We start from the raw sequence: 22,687 nt of genomic DNA, 5'->3' as shown, positions 1-22,687 counted from the left end.
TCGATGTCCTCGTCGGTGGCGTAGGTGCAGTGATCCACCGAGGCGGCGTCGAGTTCGACGGCAAGTTTGATGCCGTCGCCGCGGCCGAGCTGGCTTGCATGCAGTCGCGGTTGCAGTCCCAGGCTGATGCCGGCTGTGAGGATGGCGCGCGCCTCGTCGACAGTGAACGCTCCACGGTCGCAGAAGACGTCGATCCAGCGGGGATGCGGGGCGCACGCGTCGAGCATGCTGGTGCGCACCAACTCGACGTAGTCGTCGCGGCGTGCGGCGTATTCGGCGGGAACGACGTGCGCGCCGAGGAACGTGGTTTCGGGGGTGAAGCTGCTGGCGACGCGCAGGCTTCGCGCTTCGTCGTCGACGGTGAGGCGCGTGTGCCGGTCACCCTGGTGACCGATGTCGGTGTTCGACTGCCCGCGCAGCTGCCCGCCAGTGGCCGCTCCATCCTGGCGCACCTGTCCGCCGCCCAGGTGCGCGCATTGTTCCCGGCCAGTACCGCGTTCGTAGCGCGCACCGGACGCGGTCCGGCCTCGCTGCCAGGACTGCGGCAGCTGCTGGCCGCCGAACGGACACAGGGCTGGGCCGAGTAGGACGGCATGATCACCGAAGGACTGCACTCGGGGGCCGCGTGCGCGTTCGACCATTCCAGCCGCCCGGCCGCGGCGATCAGCGTGACACGGCGCACCGACCGATCCACTGTCGCGGTCGCCGAACTCGCGCGAGCCGTGCGTCATGCTGCGCAACAACTCACCTGCGCGCTGTCGGGGGTGGCACCGCAGGGATGGTTCGGCTAGGCGGATCGTTGCGCAGCCACCTAACCGCCGCGAAACAGCAACGCCTGCAACATCGTTGCAGTTCGCGTGAACGGGATGGCCAGTCGAGAAGGTCACCAGATCCCCGGGTGCACGGCGTCGCGAAACAGCACGGTCCACCGAGAGCGTCACGACGTAGCTCTGTGCGGAGGCGAGGCGGTGATCGCCGCGATCGTTGGGATTCGGCACGGATGGTCCCGGCGCCCGGTGCAGGTCTGGATTAGATGTGGACGAGAGCCTCCGCGGCCACCTGGTCACGGTGAGGCGTCATACGGGCGTAGATCATATAGAGAGCGGTTGCCACCACGAGCCCGACAATCCACGAGATGTCTGCCCCGCCTAGGTGATCGACAAACGGACCGACATACAGACTGCTGTTGATGAAGGGGATCTCCGCGCCGATGGCCACCAGATAGATGACGAGCGCAGGCCAGTTCACCAGGCCGTATTCGCCGCGAGCCTTGAACAGTTCGCCAACGTTGTAATGGCCGCGACGCACGAGGTAGAAGTCCGTCAGATTGATCGCCGTCCACGGTACGAGCAGATACAGCAGGAATAGGGTGATGTTCTGGACCGTCTCCAGGACGTCGCCGCTGGCCAGCAGGGTCGCGGCGGTGGCTATCACACCGGCGACGACGATGAAGACGGTACGTACCAACGCGGTTGACGAGCCGTGGCCCTTGACCGAGATAGCGCTGATCGCCGTCAGATACATGCCGTAGGCCCCGTACGCCCCGGCTGGGACGGCACCGATGATGATGGCGAGCAGGATCACCGAGCTCAAACCGGGAACCTGGTCGCTGAGCATTCCGACGGCGTCTTCACCGACGGCCTCGGCACTGATGGTGGCGGCCATGGCGCCGAGAATCATCACCCAGGAGGCACCGACGGCCGATCCGAGGTAGGTCCACAGGAAGGTCGTCCGTGACGGAGTGTCCTCGGGGAGGTACCGAGAGTAGTCCGACACGTAGGGCGCCCAGGTCAACTGCCAGGAGACGAAGATCGAGATGCCCAGCAGTATGGTGCCGAATGACGGTGCGGGACCGGCCGGCAGGTGCTCCGGGAGGTGATCGCTCAGCGCCACCGTCAGCACGGCGAACAGCAAGACCGACACCACACTGACCACCCGGGAGGACAAGTGCAGGAGCTTGTAGCCGACGATTGCGATCACCGACGGCACGGCGACCTGGATGACAATCGACCAGGTGAGCGAGATATGCGCCCAGTTCGCGAGCGCCGGCCCGGTGATGACAGCGCCCTCAACCTGAAAGCCCATGTACATGACCAGGACGAGGGCGGCCGGCAGGAGCGCGCCGAGAAAGCCGAACTGAGCTCGACTCTGGATCATCTGCGGGACGCCGAGTCGTGGCCCCTGAATCGAGTGGTAGGCCATGAACAGGCCACCGACGAGATTGCCGATCAGGATTGCCCCGATCGCCCAGTCAAGGTTGAGCCCGATCGTCACGGCGAGCAGACCGTTGACGAACCCGGTGATCTGGACGTTGCTGGAGAACCAGATGGTGAACAGGTGCCACGGTTTGCCGTGACGTTCACTGGGTGGGACGTAGTCGATCGAGCGGTGTTCCAGAGCGTCGCCGCGTGCCGGACTGCGTTCCATCTCAGACCTCCTGCGCGGTTCTGGCCGTGGCTCGGGCGATGGCGGCCAGTGCATGCACCGATTCGGGGCCGTCGGCTACCGGAGAGTCTTCGGCGGAAAACTTCGCGATCACCACGTCGGCCGTCGGATCGAGCCAGAGGTACTGACCGAAAATTCCAACCCCGTAAAAGCTTTCGTGTGCGTCGCTTGGGATCCACCATTGGTTTTTGTAGGTGCCGGCCGGGGCCGCATCCGATTCGGCGGTAGTCGCGAACCTCCCGCCGCGACGGGTTTCGTCAATCCAGCCGGCCGGGATAATCGACGTACCGTCACGCTGCCCGCCATCCAGGACCAGCCGCCCGAACCGGGCCAGGTCGCGCAGTCGCATACCCATGCCGGCGCAGGCATAGGGGGTGTCGTTGTCGTCGACGGTGACAAAGGCGTCGGCCTCGGCGCCGATTCTGGACCAGAGGTGCTCCGCCATCAATTCTCGGTAGGGGGCGCCGCCGACACGCTCCAGCACCCAGGACAGCACATCCGTTGTACCCGAGCAGTATTGGAATCCGGCGCCGTGTTGTCCGGCGCCACGCAACTGGCCCAGGAAGGCTCGCGTGCCGACGACGTCTCCGGCGTGCCGTGGCCGCCAGCCGGCTGCGCGGTCGCCCGCGTGCACCTCGGCGGCCGGGTCGAGGTAGGACATGTCGTAGTGCGGCGCCGCCGTCATATCCAGCAGTTGCTCGACGGAGGCCGCGCCGAACGAGGTCCCGTCCAGCTCCGGAACGTAGTGCCGGACTTGCGCGACAAGGTCGAGCTCACCCGTCGCGACCAGAATTCCGGACAGCATGCCGCAGAACGACTTCGAGATCGACATGACGATGTGGGTTGTAGCCGGGGAGAAGTCGCCGAAGTAGCGCTCGAAGACAATCTCGTCTCCACACAGCACGATGATCCCGTCGGTGTGGGTGCGGCGGAGATACTCGCTCCCGCTGATCTCGCCACCCTCGACAGCGCCGACGGTGACCGTGTCCCAATCGAGCGGTTCTGCGGCGGTTGGCAACTCGCGTACGGGATTGTCCCCCCGGCCGATCGTTGCGCAGCGGACCATATGCTCGACCCGGTGCAGTCCCTGACGGTGGTGCGGTGGGGTGAGCCAGCTATTCACTGCCGGGTGTTCGTCGCGATTCATGCGAATGATCGTGGATCTGCACTGATGATTCGTCAAAGACCTGATATGAAGGAATATCCATATCTAAAGGTTATTGTTGCTGGTTGTGGAGCTGCGACATCTGCGATACTTCCTTGCGGTCGCCCAATGCGGCACTGTGACGGCCGCGGCCGCCCGACTGCATGTGGCCCAGCCGGCGATCTCCCGACAACTTCAACGACTCGAAGACGATCTCGGCGTGAGTCTCTTTGCCCGCCACGGCCCGCGGCTCGCTCTCACCGACGCGGGCCGGCACATGCTCGACGTCGCCGCCGACATCGTGGCTCGCGCCGACCGGGCGACGATGGCCGCGCAGCAGATCGCTCAGGGGCACTTGACCCGGGTATCCGTCGCCGCAGCGAACACGACGATCGAGTACGTCCTTGCACCGTTCACCGCGACCCTGGGCGCACAGGACCCGTTCATCTCTGTTGTCGAGGTGCCGTCGGAAGCGGTGCACGACGCGGTATTCGGCGGCCACGATCTCGGACTTGCGGCCACGCCGCCGCCCGCCAGCAGGCTCACCTGGACCCGCCTGACCAGTGTGCCGCTGCGGGCCTATGTCGCACGCGAACACGCATGGGCTTCCCGGCCGACGATCTCCCTCGGCGAGCTTTCACAGGCCCCGCTGCTGCTTCCGACCCGCGCAGACCCGACTCGGCTCGTCTTCGACGAAGCGATCAACCGGGCCGGGCTGCAGTACCGCGGCTACGAAGAAGTCGAGTCGCCACCACTGCGACAGGCACTGGCCGCGGCCGATCGCGGCGTGGCCGTTGTCACCGACCTGGAACGCTTCGGTGCCCGGCCGCTGCTCATTCTCGACCACGTCGGCGAGCCGGTGTTGCTGACGATCCACGCCTGCTGGAATCCGGCGCACTACGCTGCCCGGTCCCTGTCCGAGTTCGCAGAACAACTGCGGCGCTTCTCCGACACCGTCGTCAGACAAACCGCTGAACGGTTCTGAGGGTCCGGGGCCGTGAAGTCGACCAATCCCGGAGCGGCTAGAAACGCGCCGCTGGCCGGGATCGACCACACGCCGTACCGCATCGCCGAGTCATCGATCGAGGTCTAACGGCGGTGCCGGCGAAAATCTGCTCAGCAGTTAGCTCGTCTGCTCCCCGAGGAAAGAACGAAACGGACCTCAAAAGGGGATTCAGGCAACGGAGTCCCCACACTGTCGTTCTCTGTATCTTCAGCATCCCGCGACCCACCAAACGACAACGGCCGCGAACTCTTTCGATACTTCGGGCCGAGGTGATCCCGCCGTACGGCGGCGACACCCAGTGGGCCAACACCGTTGCCGCGTACGACGGATTGTCCGCACTGTTGCAGCGATTGGCCGACGGGCTGCGGGCGGTGCACCGCTTCTCGCCGCCGGACGGCGCGACGGCAACCGAGGATTACGAGCGCCGGGTGAAGCGGCGTCCGCTGCTGACCGAGCATCCCGTCGTGCGGGTGCACCCTGAGACAGGGGAGCGGGCGCTTTACGTCAACCCCGGTTTCACCAGCCATATCGTCGACGTGTCACCGCACGAGAGTCGTCGCCTGCTGGGCCTGTTCTACGACGAGCTGGTGCGACCCGAGTACACCGTGCGGTTCAAGTGGGAGCCGGGCAGCATCGCGTTCTGGGACAACCGCTCGACCGTGCATCTCGCGCCGTCGGATCTCACCGCCGAGCACGACCGCCGGTTGTATCGCGTGACGCTCGTGGGGGATGTGCCAGTGGGGCCGGACGGCCGCCCATCGCAGGCATTGGACGGCGAGCCGTTCGAAGCGGCTTGAGCCGGCGAGCCGGTCGAGCCGTCAGGCCGGCACCACGACAGTGATTTCGTTGCCGTCACGTTCCACGCGCATCCCCGCACGGCGGGCGACTCCGGCGACCGCGGCAGCATCGTCGGGCTCGCTTCGGGAGCCGGCCAGCGCGCGGGCCAGGTGACCTTTGTGCGCCTTGTTGAAGTGGCTGACCACGGTGCGGTGCCCGTCGTCGTGTTCGGCCAGCACCTGCACGCGGACGGCACCGGGAATCCGGCCCAACCCCGCGTATGAGCCGGACCGAAGGTCCACGATCAGCTCACGTGCGGAAATGTCGGCCAGCACCGGCTCCAGCAGCGGGCGCCACCGTTTGGCCAGTCCGGGCTGACCGGGCAGCTTTGAGGAGGCGGAGAGTCGGTAGGCGGGCACCGGATCATCGGCCCGTAGCAGACCGAACAACGCCGATCCGACCGCCAATCGGGTGCGGGCCCGGGCGGCGGCCGCGCCGCGCAGGGATCCGATGTCGAGCGCGTCGTACAACACCCCGGTGTATCGCTCGATGGCCGGCATCGTGGGCGCCTGCCGGAGCGCGGCGTTGCGCTCGATCTCAACGTCCTGGCTGGCGGAGATGGCCAGGGCCTTGCGGCACGCCGGCGGGTCTGCGGCGAGATCGACAAGTTCGTCGAGCAGCGACTGGCGAAGCGGGGTGAGTTGAGGCGAGCTCAGAATGTCCAAACGCACCGGCGGGCCGTCCCCGCCGGTGCGTTTGGTCTCCGACGGTGGCAGGAGCACGATCACATCCAGACGTTATCCGAACGATCGCGGCCCGCTGACCACCGACAGGTGTGATCTCAGATGGCGATGGGAGCCGGTTCTTCGGGAGCCGGGGGCGCCGGCGGGGGCGGGACGTCCAGCATGATCGGCGCGGGGCCGTCCATCGGGGGCGCCGGCGGCATCGCGTCAGCCGGGGGCGGCGGCGCGAAGGGGTCCATCGGGGCGGGGGCGGCCATCGGATCAGCCGGGGGCGGTGGTGCGAAGGGATCGATCGGAGCCGGGGCCGCCATCAGTTCGATCGGGGCCGGGGGCGGCGGGGGTGCGTCGAAGGGCGGGGGCGCGTCTGCAGGCGCATCCTGCGGTGCCTCTTCTGCCATCGGCAGGTACATGTGGTGGTTGAACTGGCGCTGGTAGGCGCCGCCGCCACCCACCCGCACTCCGTGGCCACCCTCGCCCGAGGAAACGGGCGTGCCGTCCGGCAGGGTCACCGCGGTATGGCCGCTGTTCCAGCCGATCACCAGGGCGCCGGGCTGGGTGCCGTACTTGAAGCCACGGGCCAGGAGCGCGCGCTCCTGATTGCCGGTGTTGAAGCGGTCTCCGTAGACCGGTCGGCCGGTGGCCATGTTGCTGACCCAAGAAGCCAGGCCCGAGCAGTCAGTTCCCGATGGGGAGTCTCCACCGGAGATGTACGGCGTGCCCGAAACCTGCTGGACAAGCGCCATAAGCGTCGCGATAGCAAACATGCGGCGGGACGCTAGCAGAGCAGATTTTGACCGGGCAAAATATGTGACTCCGTTCACAACGGGTGCTCCATATGGACTGATTCACGCATTTTGGAAATGAGTGCGGTTACCTGCGCGTGCAATTCGGTTGCCAGTGGCACGTGTTTGCCCGGGTATGGGTAGATGTCTGCAACTATCGCCAATAGTGCTGTGGCACTGGGCTTGTGATGCGAATCGTCCGGTCGATTGTCGGCTTGCGCAGAGCAACGGTGTGCCGAATTACATTGATGTGAATGGGATTTCGGGCACCACCCGGGCATCCGTCCGACTCGGGGGCATGATTGGCATCGGTGACCCGGCGCACCGCGGTGCCCCAGATGTACAAGGAAACGGACGTGGTCGTGCCGGCAACGTCGACTCTCTTTTCATGGTGGCTGGCCGCCCCCGATCCAGCGTGCTCATTCATGGTTCTGGCGCCCGTCCTCGGCGTGAGTGAAAGTTGACATGCAGCCTGTTGGCTGCATGATGGACACGGGTGACCGATCGGAAGCATGTGAGGGGATGGCGAGGGTGGACGAAGTCTTCAAAGCACTGGCCGACCCGAGTCGGCGGCTACTTTTGGACAGCCTCAATGACCGCGACGGACAGAGTCTGCGAGAGCTCTGCAGCGGCCTGTCGATGGCTCGGCAGTCGGTCAGCAAGCATCTGGCCGTGTTGGAGGCGGCCAACCTCGTCACGACAGTCCGCCAGGGCCGGGAAAAACTGCACTACGTCAACGCCGAACCGATCAATGCCATCGCGGACCGCTGGATCGACCGCTACGACTCCACGAGGATGCAGACCCTCGCGGACCTGAAGACGGTATTGGAGACTCCCAACCCGGCCGGAGAGTTCGTGTACACGACCTATATCCGCACCACCCCGGAACGGCTGTGGCAGGCGATCACCAATCCGGCGTTCTCCCGCGGCTACCTGGGGCACGCCATCGAATCCGAATGGCAGAGGGGCTCGACCTACGTCTGGGTCGAGAACGGGCTTCGCATCGAGGACCCCGAGCAGGTGATCGTCGAGTCTGATCCGTACCAGCGGATGGCCTTCATGTTCCACGCGTTCACGCCCGACCTGCAGCAGATCGCCCCGGATCTGAGCGAGGAGGCCATTGCCCAGGCCGCGGCCGAACGCCGGTCACGGGTGTCGTTCGACATCGAACCCGTCGGGGATCAGGTGAAGCTCACCGTGACCCACGACGGGTTCGACCCGGGCAGCATCGTGCGGGAACTGATTGCGCACGGTTGGCCGCTCAAGCTGTCCAGCCTGAAGTCCGGGCTGGAGCAGGCTGACTAGACCAGCGAGTCCTGCGGCTCACGCTGGACGGGGGTGGGCCACGGCGCCGGCAGCGGCCGCTGACGCACCCGTTGCGGCCACCAGAACCACTTGCCCATCAGGGCCGCGATCGACGGGGTCATGAAGGACCGGATGACCAGGGTGTCGAACAGCAGGCCCAGGCCGATCGTGGTGCCGACCTGGCCGATCACGGCGAGTTCGCTGACCGCCATCGACATCATGGTGAACGCGAACACCAGGCCCGCCGAGGTGACCACCGACCCGGTGCCGCCCATGGCGCGGATGATGCCGGTGTTCAAGCCGGCGTGGATCTCCTCCTTGAACCGGGACACCAGCAGCAGGTTGTAGTCCGCGCCGACGGCCAACAGCACGATGACCGCCATCGCGAGCACCATCCAGTGCAGTTCCAGGCCGATCAGGTGCTGCCAGATCAGCACCGACAGACCGAAGGATGCGCCGAGGGACAGCACCACCGTGCCGACGATGACCGCCGCGGCCACCACGCTGCGCGTGAGGATCAGCATGATGATGAAAATCAGGCACAGTGCTGCGATTCCGGCGATCAGCAGGTCGTAGTTGGCGCCTTCCTGCATGTCCTTGAAGGTGGCCGCGGTACCGCCGAGGTAGATCTTGGATCCCTCCAGCGGGGTGCCCTTGATCGCCTCCTTGGCGGCGTTTTGAATCGCCGCGATGTGGGATATTCCCTCGGGGCTCATCGGGTCGCCTTCGTGGCTGATGATGAACCGCACCGCATGCCCGTCGGGGGACAGGAACATCTTCATGCCGCGCTTGAAGTCCGGATTATCGAAGGTTTCCGGTGGCAGATAGAACGAGTCGTCGTTCTTGGAAGCGTCGAAGGCCTGACCCATGGCCGTCTGGTTCTCCATCATCGCTTCCATCTGATCCTGCAGACCGCCCATCGTGGCCTGCATGGTCAGCATCATGTTCTTCATGTTCTTCATCGTCGTGATCATCGGCGGCATGATCGTGAGCATCTGGGGCATCAGCTGATCGAGACGATCCAAGTCCGGCATCATCTTCTGGATGTCATCGGTCATGGTGTCGATACCGTCGAGGGTGTCGAAGATCGACCGGATCGACCAGCACATGGGAATGTTGAAGCACTTCGGTTCCCAGTACAGGTAGTTGCGGATCGGCCGGAAGAAATCGTCGAAATCCGCGATGTGATCCCGCATTTCAGCCACGTCGGCGACCATGCTGTGCATCTTGCCGACCATGCTGTGGGTGGTGTCGGACATTTCCTTCACCAGCACCAGCATCTGCTGCATGGTGTCGACGGTGGTCTGCATCTCGTCGGCCATCTTCAACATGTCCTTCATGCGGTCCTGCATGTATTTCATGTTCATCATCTGGGTCGTGCCCTGCATGCTGATCTGGAACGGGATCGAGGTGTGCTCGATCGGCGTTCCCTGCGGGCGCGTGATGGCCTGGACCCGGGAGATACCGGGCACCTGGAAGATCCGCTTGGCGATTCGGTCGATGACCAGGAAGTCGGCGGAATTGCGCAGATCGTGATCGCTCTCGATCAGCAGCAGTTCGGGGTTCATCCGCGCCTGGGAGAAGTGCCGGTCGGATGCGGCGTACCCGGTGTTGGCCGGCAGATCCGCAGGCAGATACTTGCGGTCGTTGTAGTTGGTCCGGTAGCCGGGGAGAGTCAACAGACCGATCAGCGACAGCGCGACGGTGGCGATCAGGATCGGTCCGGGCCAACGCACCACGGCCGCACCGATCTTGCGCCAGCCGCGGGTGCGCATGGCCCGCTTGGGTTCCAGCGTCTTGCCGAACTTGCTGGCCACCGTGATGATGGCCGGCCCCAGGGTCAGGGCGGCGACAACGCCGGTGACCATGCCGATGGCCAACGGGATGCCCAGCGACTGGAAGTACGGCAGATTCGTGAAGTGCAGACACAGCGTGGCGCCGGCGATGGTCAGACCCGAGCCGAGCACCACATGCGCGGTGCCGTGGAACATCGTGTAGTAGGACTGTTCCCGGTCCTCACCGATACTTCGGGCCTCTTGATATCGGCCTATCAGGAAGATCGCGTAGTCGGTGGACGCGGCGATCGCCAGAGTCACCAACAGGTTCGTCGCGAACGTGGACAGGCCGATGATGTCGTAGTAGCCCAGAGCGGCGACGACGCCGCGTGCCGCTGAGAGTGAGAGCACCACCATGACCAGGGTGAGGACCACCGTGACGACGGACCGGTAGACCAGCAGCAGCATGATGATGATGACCGTGAAGGTCAGCGCCTCGATGATCTTGACACTTCGGTCACCGGCGATGTGCTGGTCGGCGGCCAACGCGGCCGGCCCGGTCACATAGGTCTTGACGCCCGGCGGCGGCGTGACACTCTCGACGATCTTCTGGACGGCTTCGACCGATTCGTTGGCCAGCGCCTCGCCCTGGTTGCCGGCGGTGTAGACCTGCACGTAGGAGGCCTTGCCGTCGGAGCTCTGCGCACCGGAGGCGGTCAGCGGGTCGCCCCAGAAATCCTGGACGTGCTCGACGTGCGCCTTGTCGGCCTCGAGCTTGGCGACGACTTCGTCGTAGTAATCGTGCGCCTTGATGTCCAGTGGCTCTTCGCCCTCGAGCACGACCATGACCGAGCTGTTGGACTTGAACTCCTGGAACACCTCGCCGACGCGCTTCATGGCGATCATCGACGGCGCCTGGTCGGGGCTCATCGACACCGACCGCATCTTGCCCACCTCTTCGAGCTGGGGCACAACGGTGTTCAGGACGCCGATAAGGGCGACCCAGCCGATGATGATCGGCACTGCCAGGCGCCGGATCCACTTGGCGATCCCGCCGTGCTGGGCATGCCGCGGCCCGGTGACCGGGAAGGCTTCGGTCGGGGCGTCGTGGGTGCTCATGCGGATTTCACCAAGCAGAAGGTCTGGGCGTTCACGCCGTTGGAGGTTCTCTCGTCCTTGAGTTCGTCATCGACGGTGATGCGGCAGCTGATCGTGCTGCCGTCGCCCTGCGCCACGATGTTGGGGAACACCGACGGGGCGGTGGATTCCAACCGCAGCGTCCACGGCAGGGTCACCCCGTCGATGCGCTGGGGCTGAGCGTCGAGATCGAGATAGTTCACGTCCGCGGTGGCCCCGGGCTCGCCGTAGATCTCATAGACCACGACTTTGGGGTCGAACGGTTTGGTGTCATCGACCTTGGCGCTGGAGATGCCGGAGCCGCCGCCTGCGCCGAAGAACGTGCGTACCCGCATCACCGTGAACCCGCCCACCAACACCACCACGATGATGATCAACGGAATCCAGAACTTCCTTGCCAGGCCTGAAATCGAAAACTGTTTCCGGCGAGGGGTTTTCGTCGCGTTGGTCGTCGCGTTGATCATCGTGAAAAGGCACCGGTCCGTCGGGTGTGGGCAATGTGGGCAATGTGCAGGTGGGGCGAGGTCGACACGCAGGCGGCAGGGCAGCCCGAGGGGGAGGGCCTGTTCGCCATGTTCACCTCGATCCGTCTCGTTGTCTAGCCGAATGGCTAACCAGAACTTAGCGAGATATTAGCCTATTTAAATGAGTCGCAAAACGGTGACACAGCCTTGACTCCGCGCGCCCAATGTCCAGCCTTGGATGATCGTCGAACGTTGCCCTGAGGTGCGCAGGGCGAGGTGGAGCGGCTTTTTCGTATTGCGCAAAAAGCAAGCGGGCCTCGGCGGAGCCACCGATTGTGATGGAGCTAACGGGAATAAAGCGGGGCCCCACCGCCGCGTGACCGGCGACGGGGCCCCGTCCTCATCGAACTCGGTGGCTAGTGCCAATCCCAGACGGACATGTCGTTGGGCGGGTAGTTCTGGCAGACGTCGGTGGTGTTGGCCGCGACGCCCTTGTTGTTGAAGAACAGCTTGGCCCAGTTCGGCCAGCGCCAGGACATGTTCTCGAAGAACGCGTTGGTGGCGGTGTTCTCGGAGTACTGGCGGCGGCCCGCGTAGTCCATGGAGAAGAACCAGTGGATCCGGTCCTGGGCGCCCTGCTGATCGGCGACCGGCTTGTTGTTGTAGTCGATCATGTAGCGCTCGTAGTACACCGGTTCGACGTCGCGGGCGGCGGCCATGATCTGCTCCGCGGTGCACGGCGTCCTGAGGATCCGGTTGGGGATCGGGTAGTCATCGGTGGCGTCGGCCGAGGCGATGCCGGCCCCGGCCAAGCTCCCGGCGACGGCACAGGCGGCCACTCCGGTACGGATCAGGTTCTTGACACTCTTGCGATTCAACATCTCGCTCCAAAGCTCTGAGATCGGCGTCGGGAATCAGACTACGGCCGGGTAGCGGCCTGTTCGTAGATAAAGCGCTGATCGGGGCAGTAGTAATTGATTGCGGTACCAAGGAACTGCCACGACTGGGCATCGGAGCTGTCCTTGGCCAGCTGCTTTTTCACGAAACCGACCGAGTCCTGGGCATTGTGGTCGACACCGTTGTGCAGTCGCTTGCACATGATCTTGGCGATCCAGGCGTTGTAGTCACGCTGCCCATAGATGCCGAAAGTGTGCAGCTCATTCGCGAAATCGGTGTCGGGATCGGCTTGTGCGGGAGCGGCGAAGGCGATAGCCGCCGCGGCGCCGATTGCTGCCAGACCTGCAAGCTTCATGCGGTGAATCTTAGCCCATCTAAGCCTGTTTCGTGTGTGCGGTTTACTCATCCGATTGCAGACACCATCGGGACATACTGTTCGGCGCTCGTCAGCGAACCGTGATGGCCGATCAACGACGACTCCATGGGCTCGACGGATCGCCGCAGCAACGCGGCGGCCCCGCGGGCCGCGGCGACGACGTCGCCGATGCGGGATCGGACGTCGTCGCGTACCCGCGGGCCGAACCACCCCTCAGCGATTGCCTCATCTCGCGACATCACCCACGCGGAATCGCCCAGGGTGGTGCGCCACGCCGCGAGAACGTCGTCGGCCGCCCCGGCGGCGGTGTAGACGTGGCGGGCGCGGGCCTCGCCGCCGATGGCGGTCACGCCGTCGCGCAGCGGTTCACACTCGTCGATGTCGTGCACGGCGGCCGGGTCCACGGTGACCATCCCGTGGTCGGCCACCACGGTCAGCAGGCATTCTGACGGCAGGGCCTCCAACACAGATTCCACCAGGCGGTCGACCTGCCGCAACTGCATCCGCCACGCAGGCGAGCCGGGTCCGTGCAGGTGGCCCACCAGGTCGAGGTCGGCGTGGTATCCGTAGCAGAAGCCGCTGCCCGCGACGGCTGCGATGACCCCGGCCGCGAGATCGCCGAGTGCGGTCACCCCGACATAGCGTCCGCCGCGCAGAAGCGCCCGGGTCAGACCCGAACCGGCGTGCTCGGCGCTCGAGACGACCGAGACCTCGAACCCGGCCGCCCCAGCACGCTCGAAGGTGGTGGGCGACGGTTGAATCAACTCGGGCACCACACGGTCGCGCAGGTCCGGCCCCCACGGATGGGGGCGCCACCGCAGCGCATTGATGACGTCGAATTCCGGACCGGCCTCGGGGACCCGGAACGAGTAGCCGACAAAACCGTGGTCGCCCGAGCGGCGCCCGGTGCCGATGGCCGCCAATCCTGCTGCCGTGGTCGATGGAAACCCGACACTCAGAGTCCGGGAGGGTGACTGGTCGGCCAAGGCCGTCAGGACCGGCGCATCGGCGGCATGGGTGGCGAGCAGTTCCGCGCCGAGCCCGTCGATCAGCAGGACACATGCGCCGCGGATCGGGCTGGACCAGAACAGACGCGGTTCGAATCCTGGCGCCCCCATCGCGGCGAGTACCGAGGGCACGACGTCGGCCAGGTGGGGTGCATCGGGATCGGGACGCGGAGACTCCACTCCGCGAGCGTGCCACAGATCACGTCAGCGGGTTTTGGCAAGGCAGACCTCCCCGCAAGTGCGCCCGACCACTCCGCCGTACCCGGTACGCTGGGTTTTCATGAAGCCGATGAAAGCCGTGATCTTCGCTGCCGCTTTGGCGGTGTCCGCAGGTGGGGCGTTCAGTGGCATTGCCAGTGCCGATCCGGAGACGCCGGCGCCCATCCCTGCGCCAGGCCCGCCTCCGGGCCCGGTCGATGCGGCACCCGCTGCACCCGCCGCGCCCGGTGCCCCCGCTGCGCCCGCTGCGCCCGTGGCTGCGAAGGCAATGGACCACGACGGCCTCTTCATGGTCGGTACCGATATCCAACCCGGCAACTACGCCTCGGCTGGGCCGGTCGAGGGCGGCACCTGCTATTGGAAGCGGATGGCCGATCTGCACGGTGGCGACATCATCGACAACGCGTTCACCAAGAAGCCACAGGTCATCACGATCGAGGCCACCGACAAGGCGTTCAAGACCAGTGGCTGCCAGCCGTGGCAGCCGACCGACGCCGTCCCCGACACCCCAGCCAACGGCACCATCCCGGCTTTGGTCGGCCAGGCCAAGCTGCGCGCGTGGATGGATTCACTCAACAACAACGCCCGCAATTACGACGGTTCCTCGGTGCCGATGCCCTGATGACCCGGCGCTGAGTGATCAGCCGGGCGGGATCAGCGGGGGCCGGCAGGCAGTCCCGACCGGGTCCCACCACCAGCCGTTGTCGCACATCGGGGGCGGCGGCACCACCGGCGGGCGACAGGCGTTGGCCACCGGGTCCCACCACGCACCGTTTTCACAGCCCAACGGCACGACCGGCGGCCGGCACACACTTGCCACCGGGTCCCACCATTCTCCGGCCCCACAGTCGGCCCAGCTGACGGCCGGCGTCGCCACCGTGACTACCGCCATCAGACCGAGCGGTGCCAATACGGCGCCGATGCCTGCGGTGCAGCGGCCGATGATGCTGGTCATCTCAAACCTCCCCGAGAGATCACGTGACCCGACCCTATCCGGCCATCCGGTCGACGGCCAGGAATCGGACACGCCGCGTCGCCGCTGACCACGACGGTCACCGTCCCCGTGTCTGCGCGTCAATTTCTTTGCTGCACAAGATCATCCGAGCCCGCCGTCGCCGGCGGGCGGGAGTCGCCCAGGTGGTGCACACCGCGCGGACAGCGCGCCCCGTAACGGCACGCTGCTAGTCTGCGAGAGCTGCCGGTTGCGTCAATCGCGGGCCGATCCGCCCGGCCAGCCGCGGCAATGACATTTCAAAACAGCGAAGTGACGAATCAGCTGAGTGGATACGGAAAAGGGTGTTGTGCGCGGCGCAGAGATCAAGGCCCTGACGGGTCTGCGCATCGTGGCAGCGGTGTGGGTGGTCCTGTTCCACTTCCGGCCCCTGCTGTATCAGGTGGCGCCCGATGTCACCAAGGCACTGGCTCCCGTACTCGACCGCGGCGCGCAGGGCGTCGACCTGTTCTTCATCCTCAGCGGTTTCGTCTTGACCTGGAACTACATCGACCGAATGGGGCCAACTTGGTCCACCCGGGCCACGTTGCACTTCTTGTGGCTGCGGTTGTCGCGGGTGTGGCCGGTGTATCTCGTCACGCTGCACCTGGCCGCGCTGTGGCTGATCTTCACGCTCAACGTGGGGCATATCCCGCCCGAAGACACCAGCGGCTACAACGCCGTCAGCTACGTGCGTCAGCTCTTCCTGGTGCAATTGTGGTTCCAGCCCTACTTCGACGGTTCGAGCTGGGACGGGCCCGCTTGGTCGATCAGCGCGGAGTGGTTGGCCTACCTGCTGTTCGGAGCGCTGATCATGGTGATCTTCCGGATCGCGCGGGCCACCCGGGCGCGCAGCCTGGTCCTGCTGGCCATCGCCGCCGCTGTGCCACCGGTGGTGCTCTTGATGGCCACCGGCCACTTCTACACCCCGTGGAGCTGGCTGCCGAGGATCGTCATGCAGTTCACCGCGGGTGCGTTGGCGTGCGCGGCGGTGCGCAAGCTGCACCTGACGGATCGGACCCAGAAGCGCGCGGGTTACCTGTCGATCGTGCTGGGCGTTGTGATCGTCGGCGGGCTGTACTTCTTCGACAAGCACCCGATGAACACCGTCGGCGACGCCGGCGGCATGGTCGACATCCTGTTCGTCCCGCAGGTGGTCGCCCTGGCGGTCGGCGTCGGCAGCCTCCCCGCGTTGCTGTCCACCCGGCTTCTGGTCTACGGCGGACAGATCTCGTTCGGCCTGTACATGGTGCATGAGTTGGTCCACACCTCCTGGATCTGGACGACCAGGCAATTCGAGCTGACCCTGACACCCACGCTCTCGGGCAAGTTGACGCTTCTCGGCCTGTTCGCGATCTCAGTGGTCGGCGCGATCGCGCTCTATCACCTCGTCGAGGAACCGGCGAGGAGGTGGATGCGCAGAATGGTCGACATCCGTCCCGTTGACTCGGTCGGAAAGAAACTGCACCGAGTCGACACCGAGCCCGAGGGCACCTCCGACGAGGTTTCAGCGCGCGCGGGCTGACCCGTTGTAACCTTCCAAACCCGCTGTGCGACAGGTTGTTATGCCCTTGTTATCGCTGTGTCACCGGCCGCCTATCTACGGCCCAGCTTCACACCATAGGCTGTTCGGCGTATTGCGGTCCGGGACGAACTGAGTCTCGCTGGGAGTGGAGGTTGCAGTGAGTCGTCTGACCACTTTCATTGTCTCGCTCGCCCTCGTGGTGGGGCTGTTCGCGCAGGCCCCTCAGCAGCGTTATGTCACCTCGGGCCTGGATCCCCAGATCAACCACATCGCGGTGATCGGGGATTCCTACACAACAGGCATGCTCGCCGAGGGCGGTATGGGGCCGAGGAACTGGGCCCCGCTGGCCTGGCAGGAGTTGGCCCAACGGGGCGTGCAGGTGGATGCCGATGTGGTGGCCGAGGGTGGTGCCGGCTACGAGGCCCGCGGCAACCGCGGCAGCGTCTTCGCCGACCTGACCGCCCGGGCGGTTCAACCCGACGACGCGTTGATCGTCTTCTTCGGCTCGCGCAACGACAAGGACTCCGATCTGGGTTCGGTCACCCGCTTGAGCCACGATGCCCTGACCACGGCCCGGCAGTCCGCGCCCACCGCTCGGATGCTGGTGATCGGGCCGCCGTGGGTGGATGCCGATGTGCCGCCGAATCTGCTGGGCGTTCGTGACATCCTGCGAGACCAGGCTCGGCAGGTGGGGGCGACGTTCGTCGATCCGATCGCCGAGCGGTGGTTCTTCGATCGCCCTGAGCTGATCGGCGCCGACGGTATCCACCCGACCGATGCCGGCCATGCCTATATGGCCGACAAGATCGCGCCGTTGATCGGCAAGGAGCTTCCGCGCTGGGTCTGAGCGTGGGCATTCAGCCACTGGATGTGGTGCGGAACCGGTCTCGGTAGGCCTTCGGCGATACCCCGAGGTGGTTGACGAACACGCGTCGTAGGGTCTCGGCGCTCCCGAATCCGGCCAACCGGGCGGTTTCTCCGACCTGGCGGCCCGCGTCGAGGGCCGCTCGGGCGACATCGATCCGCACCGTTTCGACATAGCGCGCGGGTGTGGTGCCCAGCTCGGCCTGAAACAGCCGGGTCAGCTGTCGGGTGCTCAATGAGGCCAGTGCCGCAAGGCTTTTCACGTTGTGGTCTGCGGTCGGGTCAGCCGCGATCGCGTCGGTCACCCGTCGCAGCGCCGACTCCGCGGGAGCGTCCGACTCGACCAGCGTGGAGAACTGCGATTGGCCGCCGGCGCGCTTGAGGTACACCACCAGTGACCGTGCGACGTTGCGTACCAGCTCAGCTCCGAAATCCGATTCCACCAGTGCCAATGCCAGGTCGATGCCCGCCGACACCCCGGCCGAGGTGTAGACGTCTCCGTCCCGGATGAAGATCGCGTCGGGCTCGACCGAGATCGCGGGATACGCCCGCGCCAACAGCCGTGCGTGCCGCCAGTGCGTGGTGGCCCGGCGACCGTCGAGCAGGCCGGCCTCGGCCAGAATGAAGGACCCCGTGCAGATCGACGCCAGCCGTCGGGTCCGGGTGGGTAGGTCTCGCAGCGCTGCCACCAGCCCGGGATCGATCGGCCGACCCACGAGATTGTCTCCGCCGGACACCAATACGGTGTCCGCGCCGGTGATCTCTGCGATCCGATCGGTCACCGCGAACCTCGTGCCGATCGAGGTGGTGACGTCGGCGCCGTCGACCGAGGCGATCCGGAGGCGGTAGTCGGCGCCGAACCGGTTGGCCTCGGCGAAAACCTCGGCGGGTCCGGCGGCATCCAGGAGTTTCATCCCGTCGAACACGACGATCACGACCTCACGTGGCCCCACCGCCTGTGCCATCGGTCCATTGTGTCGCTTTCTGTGGGAAAGGTGGCGCATCGGACATGGGCCGGGCCGAGGGCCGCGTCGGAGACTGGTTGCACCGTTAGCACCTGAACCCGCCTAACCACTGATCCACGTTTGAGAGAGGCACATCATGACGACTTCACTGACCAACAACATCGCCGGGATCGACCTGCCGGACACCGCGCTGGTGCGGGAGGCCACCGAGTACATCCGCGACGTCGAGGATGACCTGTTGTTCCACCATTCCCGCCGGGTGTTCTACTTCGGCGCGCTGCAGGGCCGGCGCCGGGGGCTGACGCCCGATCTGGAATTGCTGTACGTGGGTGCGATGTTCCACGACCTCGGACTCACCGAGCGGTACCGTGCGACCTCACAATTGCGTTTCGAGGTCGACGGTGCCGATGCCGCGCGGGACTTTCTGTTGCAGCGCGGGGTCGACGAGGCCGCCGCGCGCAAGGTCTGGCTGGGAATCGCGCTGCACACCACCCCGGGCGTGCCGGAGTTCCTCGATCCCGAGATCGCGCTGGTGACAGCGGGGGTCGAAACCGATGTGCTGGGGATCGGCCGTGATGGCCTGACCCCGGACGAATTGAGTGCCGTCACCGCCGCGCATCCTAGGCCGGACTTCAAGAACCGGATCCTGCGCGCATTCGCCGATGGGGTGCAGCAGCGGCCGGGGTCGACGTTCGGCACCGTCAACGCCGATGTGCTCGCGCATTTCGACAACTTGTTTGTGCGCGAGGACTTCGTCGAGGTGATCCGGAACAACAGCTGGCCGGAATAGCCTGCCCCGCAGCCGAATTCCGCTATCAGCTCTCGCTGGAGCGACGTTCGGCGAGCTCCCGCAGCGGTGCGGGCAGGGCATCAGCCCGCAGAATCTCGGGCAGGTGTTGTGGCTCAAGCGTCAGCGCCCGGAACACGAATCCGATGGTGATGTCATGGTCGGGCCTGTCGGTCACCACGATCTCGTCGCCGGCCGATACCGACCCGGGTGTCACCAGGCGCAGATAGGCACCCGGAATCGCCGCTCTGGTAAAGGTTTTGACCCATCCGTTGATCTGCAACCAGGTGGCGAAGGTCCGGCACGGGATGCGCGGTCGGGACACCTCGAGCTCGAGCCCGTCGGACCCGACCCGCCACCGTTCACCGATGACGGCGTTGGTGACGTCGATGCCCGCGGTGGTCAGGTTCTCGCCGAACACACCATTGGCGATCTCCCGGTCCAGTTCGGTCTGCCAGGCGTCGAGGTCTTCCCGCGCGTAGGCGTACACCGCCTGATCGTTTCCGCCGTGGAACTGATGGTCGCCGATCGTGTCGCCGATCAGGCCGCTACCCAGCCCGCCGTGCATCGGGCCCGGAGCGCGTACCGCGACCGCCCCGTCGACAGGCCGCTTGTCGATGCCGGTGGTGGCGCCTGCCTCGGCCGGATTGGGTCGTGGATGAGCGATGTTGACCGTCAGTACCTGCGCCATGACAGCCAGCGTAGTTGCTCAGTAACTTGGTGTCGCAACATGATTCGGGACGGCCGGCGGTGGTGGCACCGGCAGGCACAGTCCGGTCGCCAGGTCGAGCTGCCGGCCCGGCACACAGAACGGTGAACATCCGTTGGTGACGCCCGTTTCTCCGGGCGCGCACGCCGAGCTCGGGGCCGGCGTCACGATCGTGGCCACGGCCATCGACCCGGCCGACAGCACCGCCGCGGACACCACGGTGAACATCCCGCGCCACACTGCGCTCGTCATTGGTTGTCTCCTCATGAGTCGCACCTGACCGGCCTATGCGCGCAGTGTAGGCCGCGCATACCGGAGGCGCGGGCAGTTGCCCCGTTGTCGGCCGGTGGCCGGGTCGGTCCGCTAGCGTCACGTGGTTGTGCAGACCCTGATCGACTTCGACCGTGCGCCCGTCTTCGCCATTCCGACCATCGAGCCGGTCGGTGGGCTCACTGTTCGGGAGGGCATGCTCCTCGAGGGGCCGCAGGGATGGGGGGAGTTCAGCCCGCTGCCGACCGACCGGGCGCTGGGTCGTTGGCTCACCGCGGCGACCGAGCCGGGCACCGTCGGCTGGCCCGACCCGGTGCGTGGGCGAATTCCCATCGCGGTCACCGTTCCTGCCGTCGACGTCGCACACGCTCACCAGATCGCGGCGGCATCGGGCTGCCGGACCGCGGCGGTCGAGGTCGGCGCGGGTGGACTGGCGCAGGATGTCGAGCGGGTGCGGGCCGTGCGCGACGGGCTCGGTGCGGGCGGGGTGATCCGGTGTGACGCCAAGGGGCGGTGGGATCCGGACACCGCGGTCAGCGCGATCGCGGCCCTCGACCGGGCGGCCGGTGGACTGGAGTTCGTCGAGCAACCGTGCCGGACGATCGATGAACTCGCGCAGGTCAGACGTCGGGTCGAAGTGCCCATCGGGGCCGGTGAGTCGATTCGCGACGCCGACGACCCGATGGGCCTGCGCCTGGGAGAGGCAGCTGACATCGCGGTACTCGCCAGCGGACCGCTGGGCGGGGCGCGGCGTGCGTTGCGGGTCGCCGAGTCCTGCGGGCTGCCCTGTGTGGTCAGCTCGACGCTGGAGACGACCATCGGCCTGGCGGCGGGGCTCGCGCTGGCCGGCGCGCTCCCTGAGTTGGCGTTCGCGTGCGAGTTGGGGACCAGAGGATTTCTCGCCGGCGACCTCGTCGCGAATTCCCGTTCTCTCCTTGCGGTCGACGGCTACCTACCGGTGGCTCCGATGCCCCCCGCTCCGCAGCGTGACCGACTCGAGCGGTACGCAGTCACCGACCCCGCGCGACTGACATGGTGGCGCGAGCGCCTGCAGAGCGCCATATCTGCCTCTTGAACAGCCCTGATGCATGTTCCGGGCGGTCGCCGAGCGCCCCGGCCGGGAACGCTCCGCCGAACAGATTCAAGTAGCGCACTACGCATGTGTGCGCCGGCCCGGCAACTCGAGAATCGACTTGGTCAGCTACCGCTGGCGGGAAGATCCAACGGAGGATGCCATGTCGTTGTTCGCCAAGCTCTCGGAACTCCGGGCCGTAAAGACCCAGGACTCCGGTGGGACCGACGAGCTCAGTATCAGCAGAGCTGATGGATTCCAGTTCAAGGCTGTGTCGATGTGCCAGGGGGATGTGGTGGATCTGGACCGACTGCTGCCGTTCGACGGCCGGCTGGAGATCGTGTTGCGGGAGGTGGATGTGCGTACCGACGAGATGGAGGACGTCGGCTCGATATTCATCTGTTCGGACGAGTTGGGACGAGGAGAGCTCACCCAGCAGTTCAGCGGGGCGGGCGCACTGTACGACCTCACCTACAAGGTGATCTGAGAATCTCAGTCCTGCACGGCCTTGGCGATCGCCACACAGGTCGTCAACGAGTCCGCGTCGGGATCGGCCGCCTCGGTCAGCTCCCACATCGCGTTGTGAAGCATGCGCACGATCACCCAGGCCCTGGCCCGGTCCGCATCCAGGCCGGCCGCATCGACCAGGGTCGACAACCGCCGCCGGACCCCGTCGCGGACATAACCGGCCAGCTCGTCCCACCGGTTCCACAGCATCGGCGCGACCTCGTAGTGCGGGTCTCCGCTCATCGGCTTGGGATCGATCACCAGCCACGGCTCGCGGTCGGCGGCGAGGACGTTCTCGTAGTGCAGGTCGCTGTGGATCAGGGTGCCGGTGGTCGCGGGATCGGTGGCCAGATCCTTGCCGAGTGTGATCGCCTGCTCCACCAGCCGACGCGGAACCGGGGCGTTGCGGGGGAGTCGTGTCAGGTCGGCGGTCCACCGTTCGGTGCATTGGGCGAGTGACCGCAACTGCGGCAGGGCCGGCACGTGAAGCCGGGCGTAGAGCTCCGCGACGATCTCGCAGGCCTCAATGTCCCACAGCTCGTTGAGGTTTCGCTGTTGCAACCGTTCCAGCAACATCGTCCGGCGGTGCGGATCGGCCCGCAGCAGCCGGACCGCACCGGTACCCGCCCACCGGCGTAGCGCCAGGTGTTCGTGTTCGGACTCATCGTCGGGGAAGGCGGCCTTGAGGACCGCCAACGCCCCTTCGCCGGTCCGCACCGGCAGCACGATCGAGCAATAGCCGTGAAAGGCAGGCCCGTCGGCGTGCAGGTCCCATTCGTCGAACTGGTCCCGGATCATTCGCGGCAGGCCATCGACCCACGCTTGCCACTGCGGTCCCCGCGCGCCCATCGCGCGCACCGCCTCGGGCAGATCGATCATCGCGATCCATCGTCGCACCCCGGCCTGCCCGCCGAGCACCC

Annotated in this window: 25 protein-coding genes and 1 pseudogene; 11 read left to right on the top strand and 15 right to left on the bottom strand. The window is 66.0% G+C overall.

Going from position 1 to position 22,687, the window contains the following annotated elements; translation table 11 throughout:
* Nucleotides 1–365, bottom strand: a pseudogene (locus ACWEFV_RS23370) (imidazolonepropionase); the annotation flags it as partial.
* On the opposite strand from ACWEFV_RS23370, the gene ACWEFV_RS23365 reads away from it, so the two are divergent.
* The gene (locus tag ACWEFV_RS23365) at nucleotides 288–587 is read left to right on the top strand and encodes an IclR family transcriptional regulator domain-containing protein (protein ID WP_450071911.1); all 300 of its coding nucleotides are present in this window, start codon (nucleotides 288–290) and stop codon (nucleotides 585–587) included. The pseudogene ACWEFV_RS23370 and the gene ACWEFV_RS23365 sit on opposite strands and share 78 nt — an antisense overlap.
* Before the next feature lie 6 nt (nucleotides 588–593).
* Entirely contained in the window at nucleotides 594–791 is a 198-nt protein-coding gene (locus ACWEFV_RS23360; RefSeq protein WP_450071910.1) for a hypothetical protein, read from the top strand.
* 238 nt (nucleotides 792–1,029) lie between these two features.
* Here ACWEFV_RS23360 and ACWEFV_RS23355 read toward each other — a convergent pair whose 3' ends face one another.
* Together ACWEFV_RS23355 and ACWEFV_RS23350 are read right to left on the bottom strand one after the other, a co-directional pair.
* Nucleotides 1,030–2,427, bottom strand: a complete 1,398-nt coding sequence (locus ACWEFV_RS23355; RefSeq protein WP_450071909.1) for a purine-cytosine permease family protein — start codon at nucleotides 2,425–2,427, stop codon at nucleotides 1,030–1,032.
* Between the two features lies 1 nt (nucleotide 2,428).
* On the bottom strand, nucleotides 2,429–3,592 hold the full coding sequence (locus ACWEFV_RS23350; RefSeq protein WP_450071908.1) for a serine hydrolase domain-containing protein: 1,164 nt from the start codon (nucleotides 3,590–3,592) through the stop codon (nucleotides 2,429–2,431).
* An 85-nt stretch (nucleotides 3,593–3,677) separates the two neighbouring features.
* On the opposite strand from ACWEFV_RS23350, the gene ACWEFV_RS23345 reads away from it, so the two are divergent.
* On the top strand, nucleotides 3,678–4,574 hold the full coding sequence (locus tag ACWEFV_RS23345; protein WP_450071907.1) for a LysR family transcriptional regulator: 897 nt from the start codon (nucleotides 3,678–3,680) through the stop codon (nucleotides 4,572–4,574).
* Between the two features lie 113 nt (nucleotides 4,575–4,687).
* On the top strand, nucleotides 4,688–5,392 hold the full coding sequence (locus ACWEFV_RS23340; protein ID WP_450071906.1) for a TauD/TfdA dioxygenase family protein: 705 nt from the start codon (nucleotides 4,688–4,690) through the stop codon (nucleotides 5,390–5,392).
* Nucleotides 5,393–5,413: 21 nt separating this feature from the next.
* Here ACWEFV_RS23340 and yaaA read toward each other — a convergent pair whose 3' ends face one another.
* Entirely contained in the window at nucleotides 5,414–6,160 is a 747-nt protein-coding gene (gene yaaA, locus ACWEFV_RS23335; protein ID WP_450071905.1) for a peroxide stress protein YaaA, read from the bottom strand.
* A 53-nt stretch (nucleotides 6,161–6,213) separates the two neighbouring features.
* Nucleotides 6,214–6,879 (bottom strand): peptidoglycan endopeptidase, encoded by a 666-nt coding sequence (locus ACWEFV_RS23330; protein WP_450071904.1) that lies wholly within the window; start codon nucleotides 6,877–6,879, stop codon nucleotides 6,214–6,216.
* A 549-nt stretch (nucleotides 6,880–7,428) separates the two neighbouring features.
* Between ACWEFV_RS23330 and ACWEFV_RS23325 the strand changes: the two genes are divergently transcribed.
* Nucleotides 7,429–8,202, top strand: coding sequence for an ArsR/SmtB family transcription factor (locus ACWEFV_RS23325; protein WP_450071931.1), 774 nt, complete (start codon nucleotides 7,429–7,431; stop codon nucleotides 8,200–8,202).
* Here the strand turns inward: ACWEFV_RS23325 and ACWEFV_RS23320 are convergent.
* From ACWEFV_RS23320 to ACWEFV_RS23300, 5 genes are all read right to left on the bottom strand, one after another.
* Nucleotides 8,199–11,096: an MMPL/RND family transporter gene (locus ACWEFV_RS23320; RefSeq protein WP_450071903.1), complete on the bottom strand. Its 2,898-nt coding sequence runs from the start codon at nucleotides 11,094–11,096 to the stop codon at nucleotides 8,199–8,201. The genes ACWEFV_RS23325 and ACWEFV_RS23320 overlap by 4 nt on opposite strands.
* Nucleotides 11,093–11,578: an MmpS family transport accessory protein gene (locus ACWEFV_RS23315; protein ID WP_286175001.1), complete on the bottom strand. Its 486-nt coding sequence runs from the start codon at nucleotides 11,576–11,578 to the stop codon at nucleotides 11,093–11,095. Before ACWEFV_RS23315 ends, ACWEFV_RS23320 begins: the two co-directional genes overlap by 4 nt.
* Before the next feature lie 416 nt (nucleotides 11,579–11,994).
* Nucleotides 11,995–12,459, bottom strand: coding sequence for a DUF5078 domain-containing protein (locus ACWEFV_RS23310; protein ID WP_135454913.1), 465 nt, complete (start codon nucleotides 12,457–12,459; stop codon nucleotides 11,995–11,997).
* A gap of 38 nt (nucleotides 12,460–12,497) precedes the next feature.
* Nucleotides 12,498–12,830: a DUF732 domain-containing protein gene (locus tag ACWEFV_RS23305; RefSeq protein WP_450071902.1), complete on the bottom strand. Its 333-nt coding sequence runs from the start codon at nucleotides 12,828–12,830 to the stop codon at nucleotides 12,498–12,500.
* A gap of 47 nt (nucleotides 12,831–12,877) precedes the next feature.
* On the bottom strand, nucleotides 12,878–14,038 hold the full coding sequence (locus ACWEFV_RS23300) for an alkaline phosphatase family protein (RefSeq protein WP_450071901.1): 1,161 nt from the start codon (nucleotides 14,036–14,038) through the stop codon (nucleotides 12,878–12,880).
* A gap of 100 nt (nucleotides 14,039–14,138) precedes the next feature.
* On the opposite strand from ACWEFV_RS23300, the gene ACWEFV_RS23295 reads away from it, so the two are divergent.
* Nucleotides 14,139–14,699, top strand: coding sequence for a hypothetical protein (locus tag ACWEFV_RS23295; RefSeq protein WP_450071900.1), 561 nt, complete (start codon nucleotides 14,139–14,141; stop codon nucleotides 14,697–14,699).
* Between the two features lie 18 nt (nucleotides 14,700–14,717).
* Here ACWEFV_RS23295 and ACWEFV_RS23290 read toward each other — a convergent pair whose 3' ends face one another.
* Nucleotides 14,718–14,969, bottom strand: coding sequence for a hypothetical protein (locus ACWEFV_RS23290; RefSeq protein ID WP_450071930.1), 252 nt, complete (start codon nucleotides 14,967–14,969; stop codon nucleotides 14,718–14,720).
* 409 nt (nucleotides 14,970–15,378) lie between these two features.
* Between ACWEFV_RS23290 and ACWEFV_RS23285 the strand changes: the two genes are divergently transcribed.
* Nucleotides 15,379–16,593: an acyltransferase family protein gene (locus ACWEFV_RS23285; protein WP_450071929.1), complete on the top strand. Its 1,215-nt coding sequence runs from the start codon at nucleotides 15,379–15,381 to the stop codon at nucleotides 16,591–16,593.
* A 157-nt stretch (nucleotides 16,594–16,750) separates the two neighbouring features.
* A complete protein-coding gene (locus ACWEFV_RS23280) occupies nucleotides 16,751–17,440 on the top strand; it encodes an Rv0518 family GDSL lipase (RefSeq protein WP_450071899.1) in 690 nt (229 codons plus the stop codon).
* A 10-nt stretch (nucleotides 17,441–17,450) separates the two neighbouring features.
* On the opposite strand, the gene ACWEFV_RS23275 is transcribed toward ACWEFV_RS23280, so the two are convergent.
* Complete coding sequence (locus tag ACWEFV_RS23275) at nucleotides 17,451–18,422, bottom strand: GlxA family transcriptional regulator (RefSeq protein WP_450071898.1); 972 nt, start codon at nucleotides 18,420–18,422, stop codon at nucleotides 17,451–17,453.
* Nucleotides 18,423–18,558: 136 nt separating this feature from the next.
* On the opposite strand from ACWEFV_RS23275, the gene ACWEFV_RS23270 reads away from it, so the two are divergent.
* A complete protein-coding gene (locus tag ACWEFV_RS23270; RefSeq protein ID WP_450071897.1) occupies nucleotides 18,559–19,212 on the top strand; it encodes an HD domain-containing protein in 654 nt (217 codons plus the stop codon).
* A gap of 25 nt (nucleotides 19,213–19,237) precedes the next feature.
* Here ACWEFV_RS23270 and ACWEFV_RS23265 read toward each other — a convergent pair whose 3' ends face one another.
* Nucleotides 19,238–19,900: an MOSC domain-containing protein gene (locus ACWEFV_RS23265; protein ID WP_135454898.1), complete on the bottom strand. Its 663-nt coding sequence runs from the start codon at nucleotides 19,898–19,900 to the stop codon at nucleotides 19,238–19,240.
* Nucleotides 19,901–19,918: 18 nt separating this feature from the next.
* Nucleotides 19,919–20,170, bottom strand: a complete 252-nt coding sequence (locus ACWEFV_RS23260; protein WP_450071896.1) for a hypothetical protein — start codon at nucleotides 20,168–20,170, stop codon at nucleotides 19,919–19,921.
* Between the two features lie 127 nt (nucleotides 20,171–20,297).
* On the opposite strand from ACWEFV_RS23260, the gene ACWEFV_RS23255 reads away from it, so the two are divergent.
* Both ACWEFV_RS23255 and ACWEFV_RS23250 read left to right on the top strand, forming a co-directional pair.
* Complete coding sequence (locus ACWEFV_RS23255; RefSeq protein WP_450071928.1) at nucleotides 20,298–21,263, top strand: o-succinylbenzoate synthase; 966 nt, start codon at nucleotides 20,298–20,300, stop codon at nucleotides 21,261–21,263.
* A 160-nt stretch (nucleotides 21,264–21,423) separates the two neighbouring features.
* Nucleotides 21,424–21,747 carry a hypothetical protein gene (locus tag ACWEFV_RS23250; protein ID WP_135454894.1) on the top strand — a complete coding sequence of 108 codons (324 nt, stop codon included), beginning with the start codon at nucleotides 21,424–21,426 and terminating at the stop codon, nucleotides 21,745–21,747.
* A gap of 5 nt (nucleotides 21,748–21,752) precedes the next feature.
* Here ACWEFV_RS23250 and ACWEFV_RS23245 read toward each other — a convergent pair whose 3' ends face one another.
* Complete coding sequence (locus tag ACWEFV_RS23245) at nucleotides 21,753–22,646, bottom strand: aminoglycoside phosphotransferase family protein (protein ID WP_135460064.1); 894 nt, start codon at nucleotides 22,644–22,646, stop codon at nucleotides 21,753–21,755.
* Nucleotides 22,647–22,687: the final 41 nt, after the last annotated feature.

This window comes from Mycobacterium sp. NPDC004974 (genome assembly GCF_053600815.1).
This window is presented reverse-complemented; position numbering and strand designations above follow the sequence as displayed.

Excerpts from the sequence above, each read along its gene's own strand:
- ACWEFV_RS23305 (WP_450071902.1), bottom strand. The coding sequence starts at position 12,830 with ATGAAGCTTGCAGGTCTGGCAGCAATCGGCGCCGCGGCGGCTATCGCC.
- ACWEFV_RS23330 (WP_450071904.1), bottom strand. The coding sequence starts at position 6,879 with ATGTTTGCTATCGCGACGCTTATGGCGCTTGTCCAGCAGGTTTCGGGC.
- ACWEFV_RS23350 (WP_450071908.1), bottom strand. The coding sequence starts at position 3,592 with ATGAATCGCGACGAACACCCGGCAGTGAATAGCTGGCTCACCCCACCG.
- ACWEFV_RS23320 (WP_450071903.1), bottom strand. The coding sequence starts at position 11,096 with ATGAGCACCCACGACGCCCCGACCGAAGCCTTCCCGGTCACCGGGCCG.
- ACWEFV_RS23250 (WP_135454894.1), top strand. The coding sequence starts at position 21,424 with ATGTCGTTGTTCGCCAAGCTCTCGGAACTCCGGGCCGTAAAGACCCAG.
- ACWEFV_RS23275 (WP_450071898.1), bottom strand. The coding sequence starts at position 18,422 with ATGGCACAGGCGGTGGGGCCACGTGAGGTCGTGATCGTCGTGTTCGAC.
- ACWEFV_RS23290 (WP_450071930.1), bottom strand. The coding sequence starts at position 14,969 with ATGGCGGTAGTCACGGTGGCGACGCCGGCCGTCAGCTGGGCCGACTGT.
- ACWEFV_RS23360 (WP_450071910.1), top strand. The coding sequence starts at position 594 with ATGATCACCGAAGGACTGCACTCGGGGGCCGCGTGCGCGTTCGACCAT.
- ACWEFV_RS23295 (WP_450071900.1), top strand. The coding sequence starts at position 14,139 with ATGAAGCCGATGAAAGCCGTGATCTTCGCTGCCGCTTTGGCGGTGTCC.
- ACWEFV_RS23260 (WP_450071896.1), bottom strand. The coding sequence starts at position 20,170 with ATGACGAGCGCAGTGTGGCGCGGGATGTTCACCGTGGTGTCCGCGGCG.
- ACWEFV_RS23310 (WP_135454913.1), bottom strand. The coding sequence starts at position 12,459 with ATGTTGAATCGCAAGAGTGTCAAGAACCTGATCCGTACCGGAGTGGCC.
- ACWEFV_RS23315 (WP_286175001.1), bottom strand. The coding sequence starts at position 11,578 with ATGATCAACGCGACGACCAACGCGACGAAAACCCCTCGCCGGAAACAG.
- ACWEFV_RS23355 (WP_450071909.1), bottom strand. The coding sequence starts at position 2,427 with ATGGAACGCAGTCCGGCACGCGGCGACGCTCTGGAACACCGCTCGATC.
- ACWEFV_RS23270 (WP_450071897.1), top strand. The coding sequence starts at position 18,559 with ATGACGACTTCACTGACCAACAACATCGCCGGGATCGACCTGCCGGAC.
- ACWEFV_RS23265 (WP_135454898.1), bottom strand. The coding sequence starts at position 19,900 with ATGGCGCAGGTACTGACGGTCAACATCGCTCATCCACGACCCAATCCG.
- ACWEFV_RS23245 (WP_135460064.1), bottom strand. The coding sequence starts at position 22,646 with ATGATCGATCTGCCCGAGGCGGTGCGCGCGATGGGCGCGCGGGGACCG.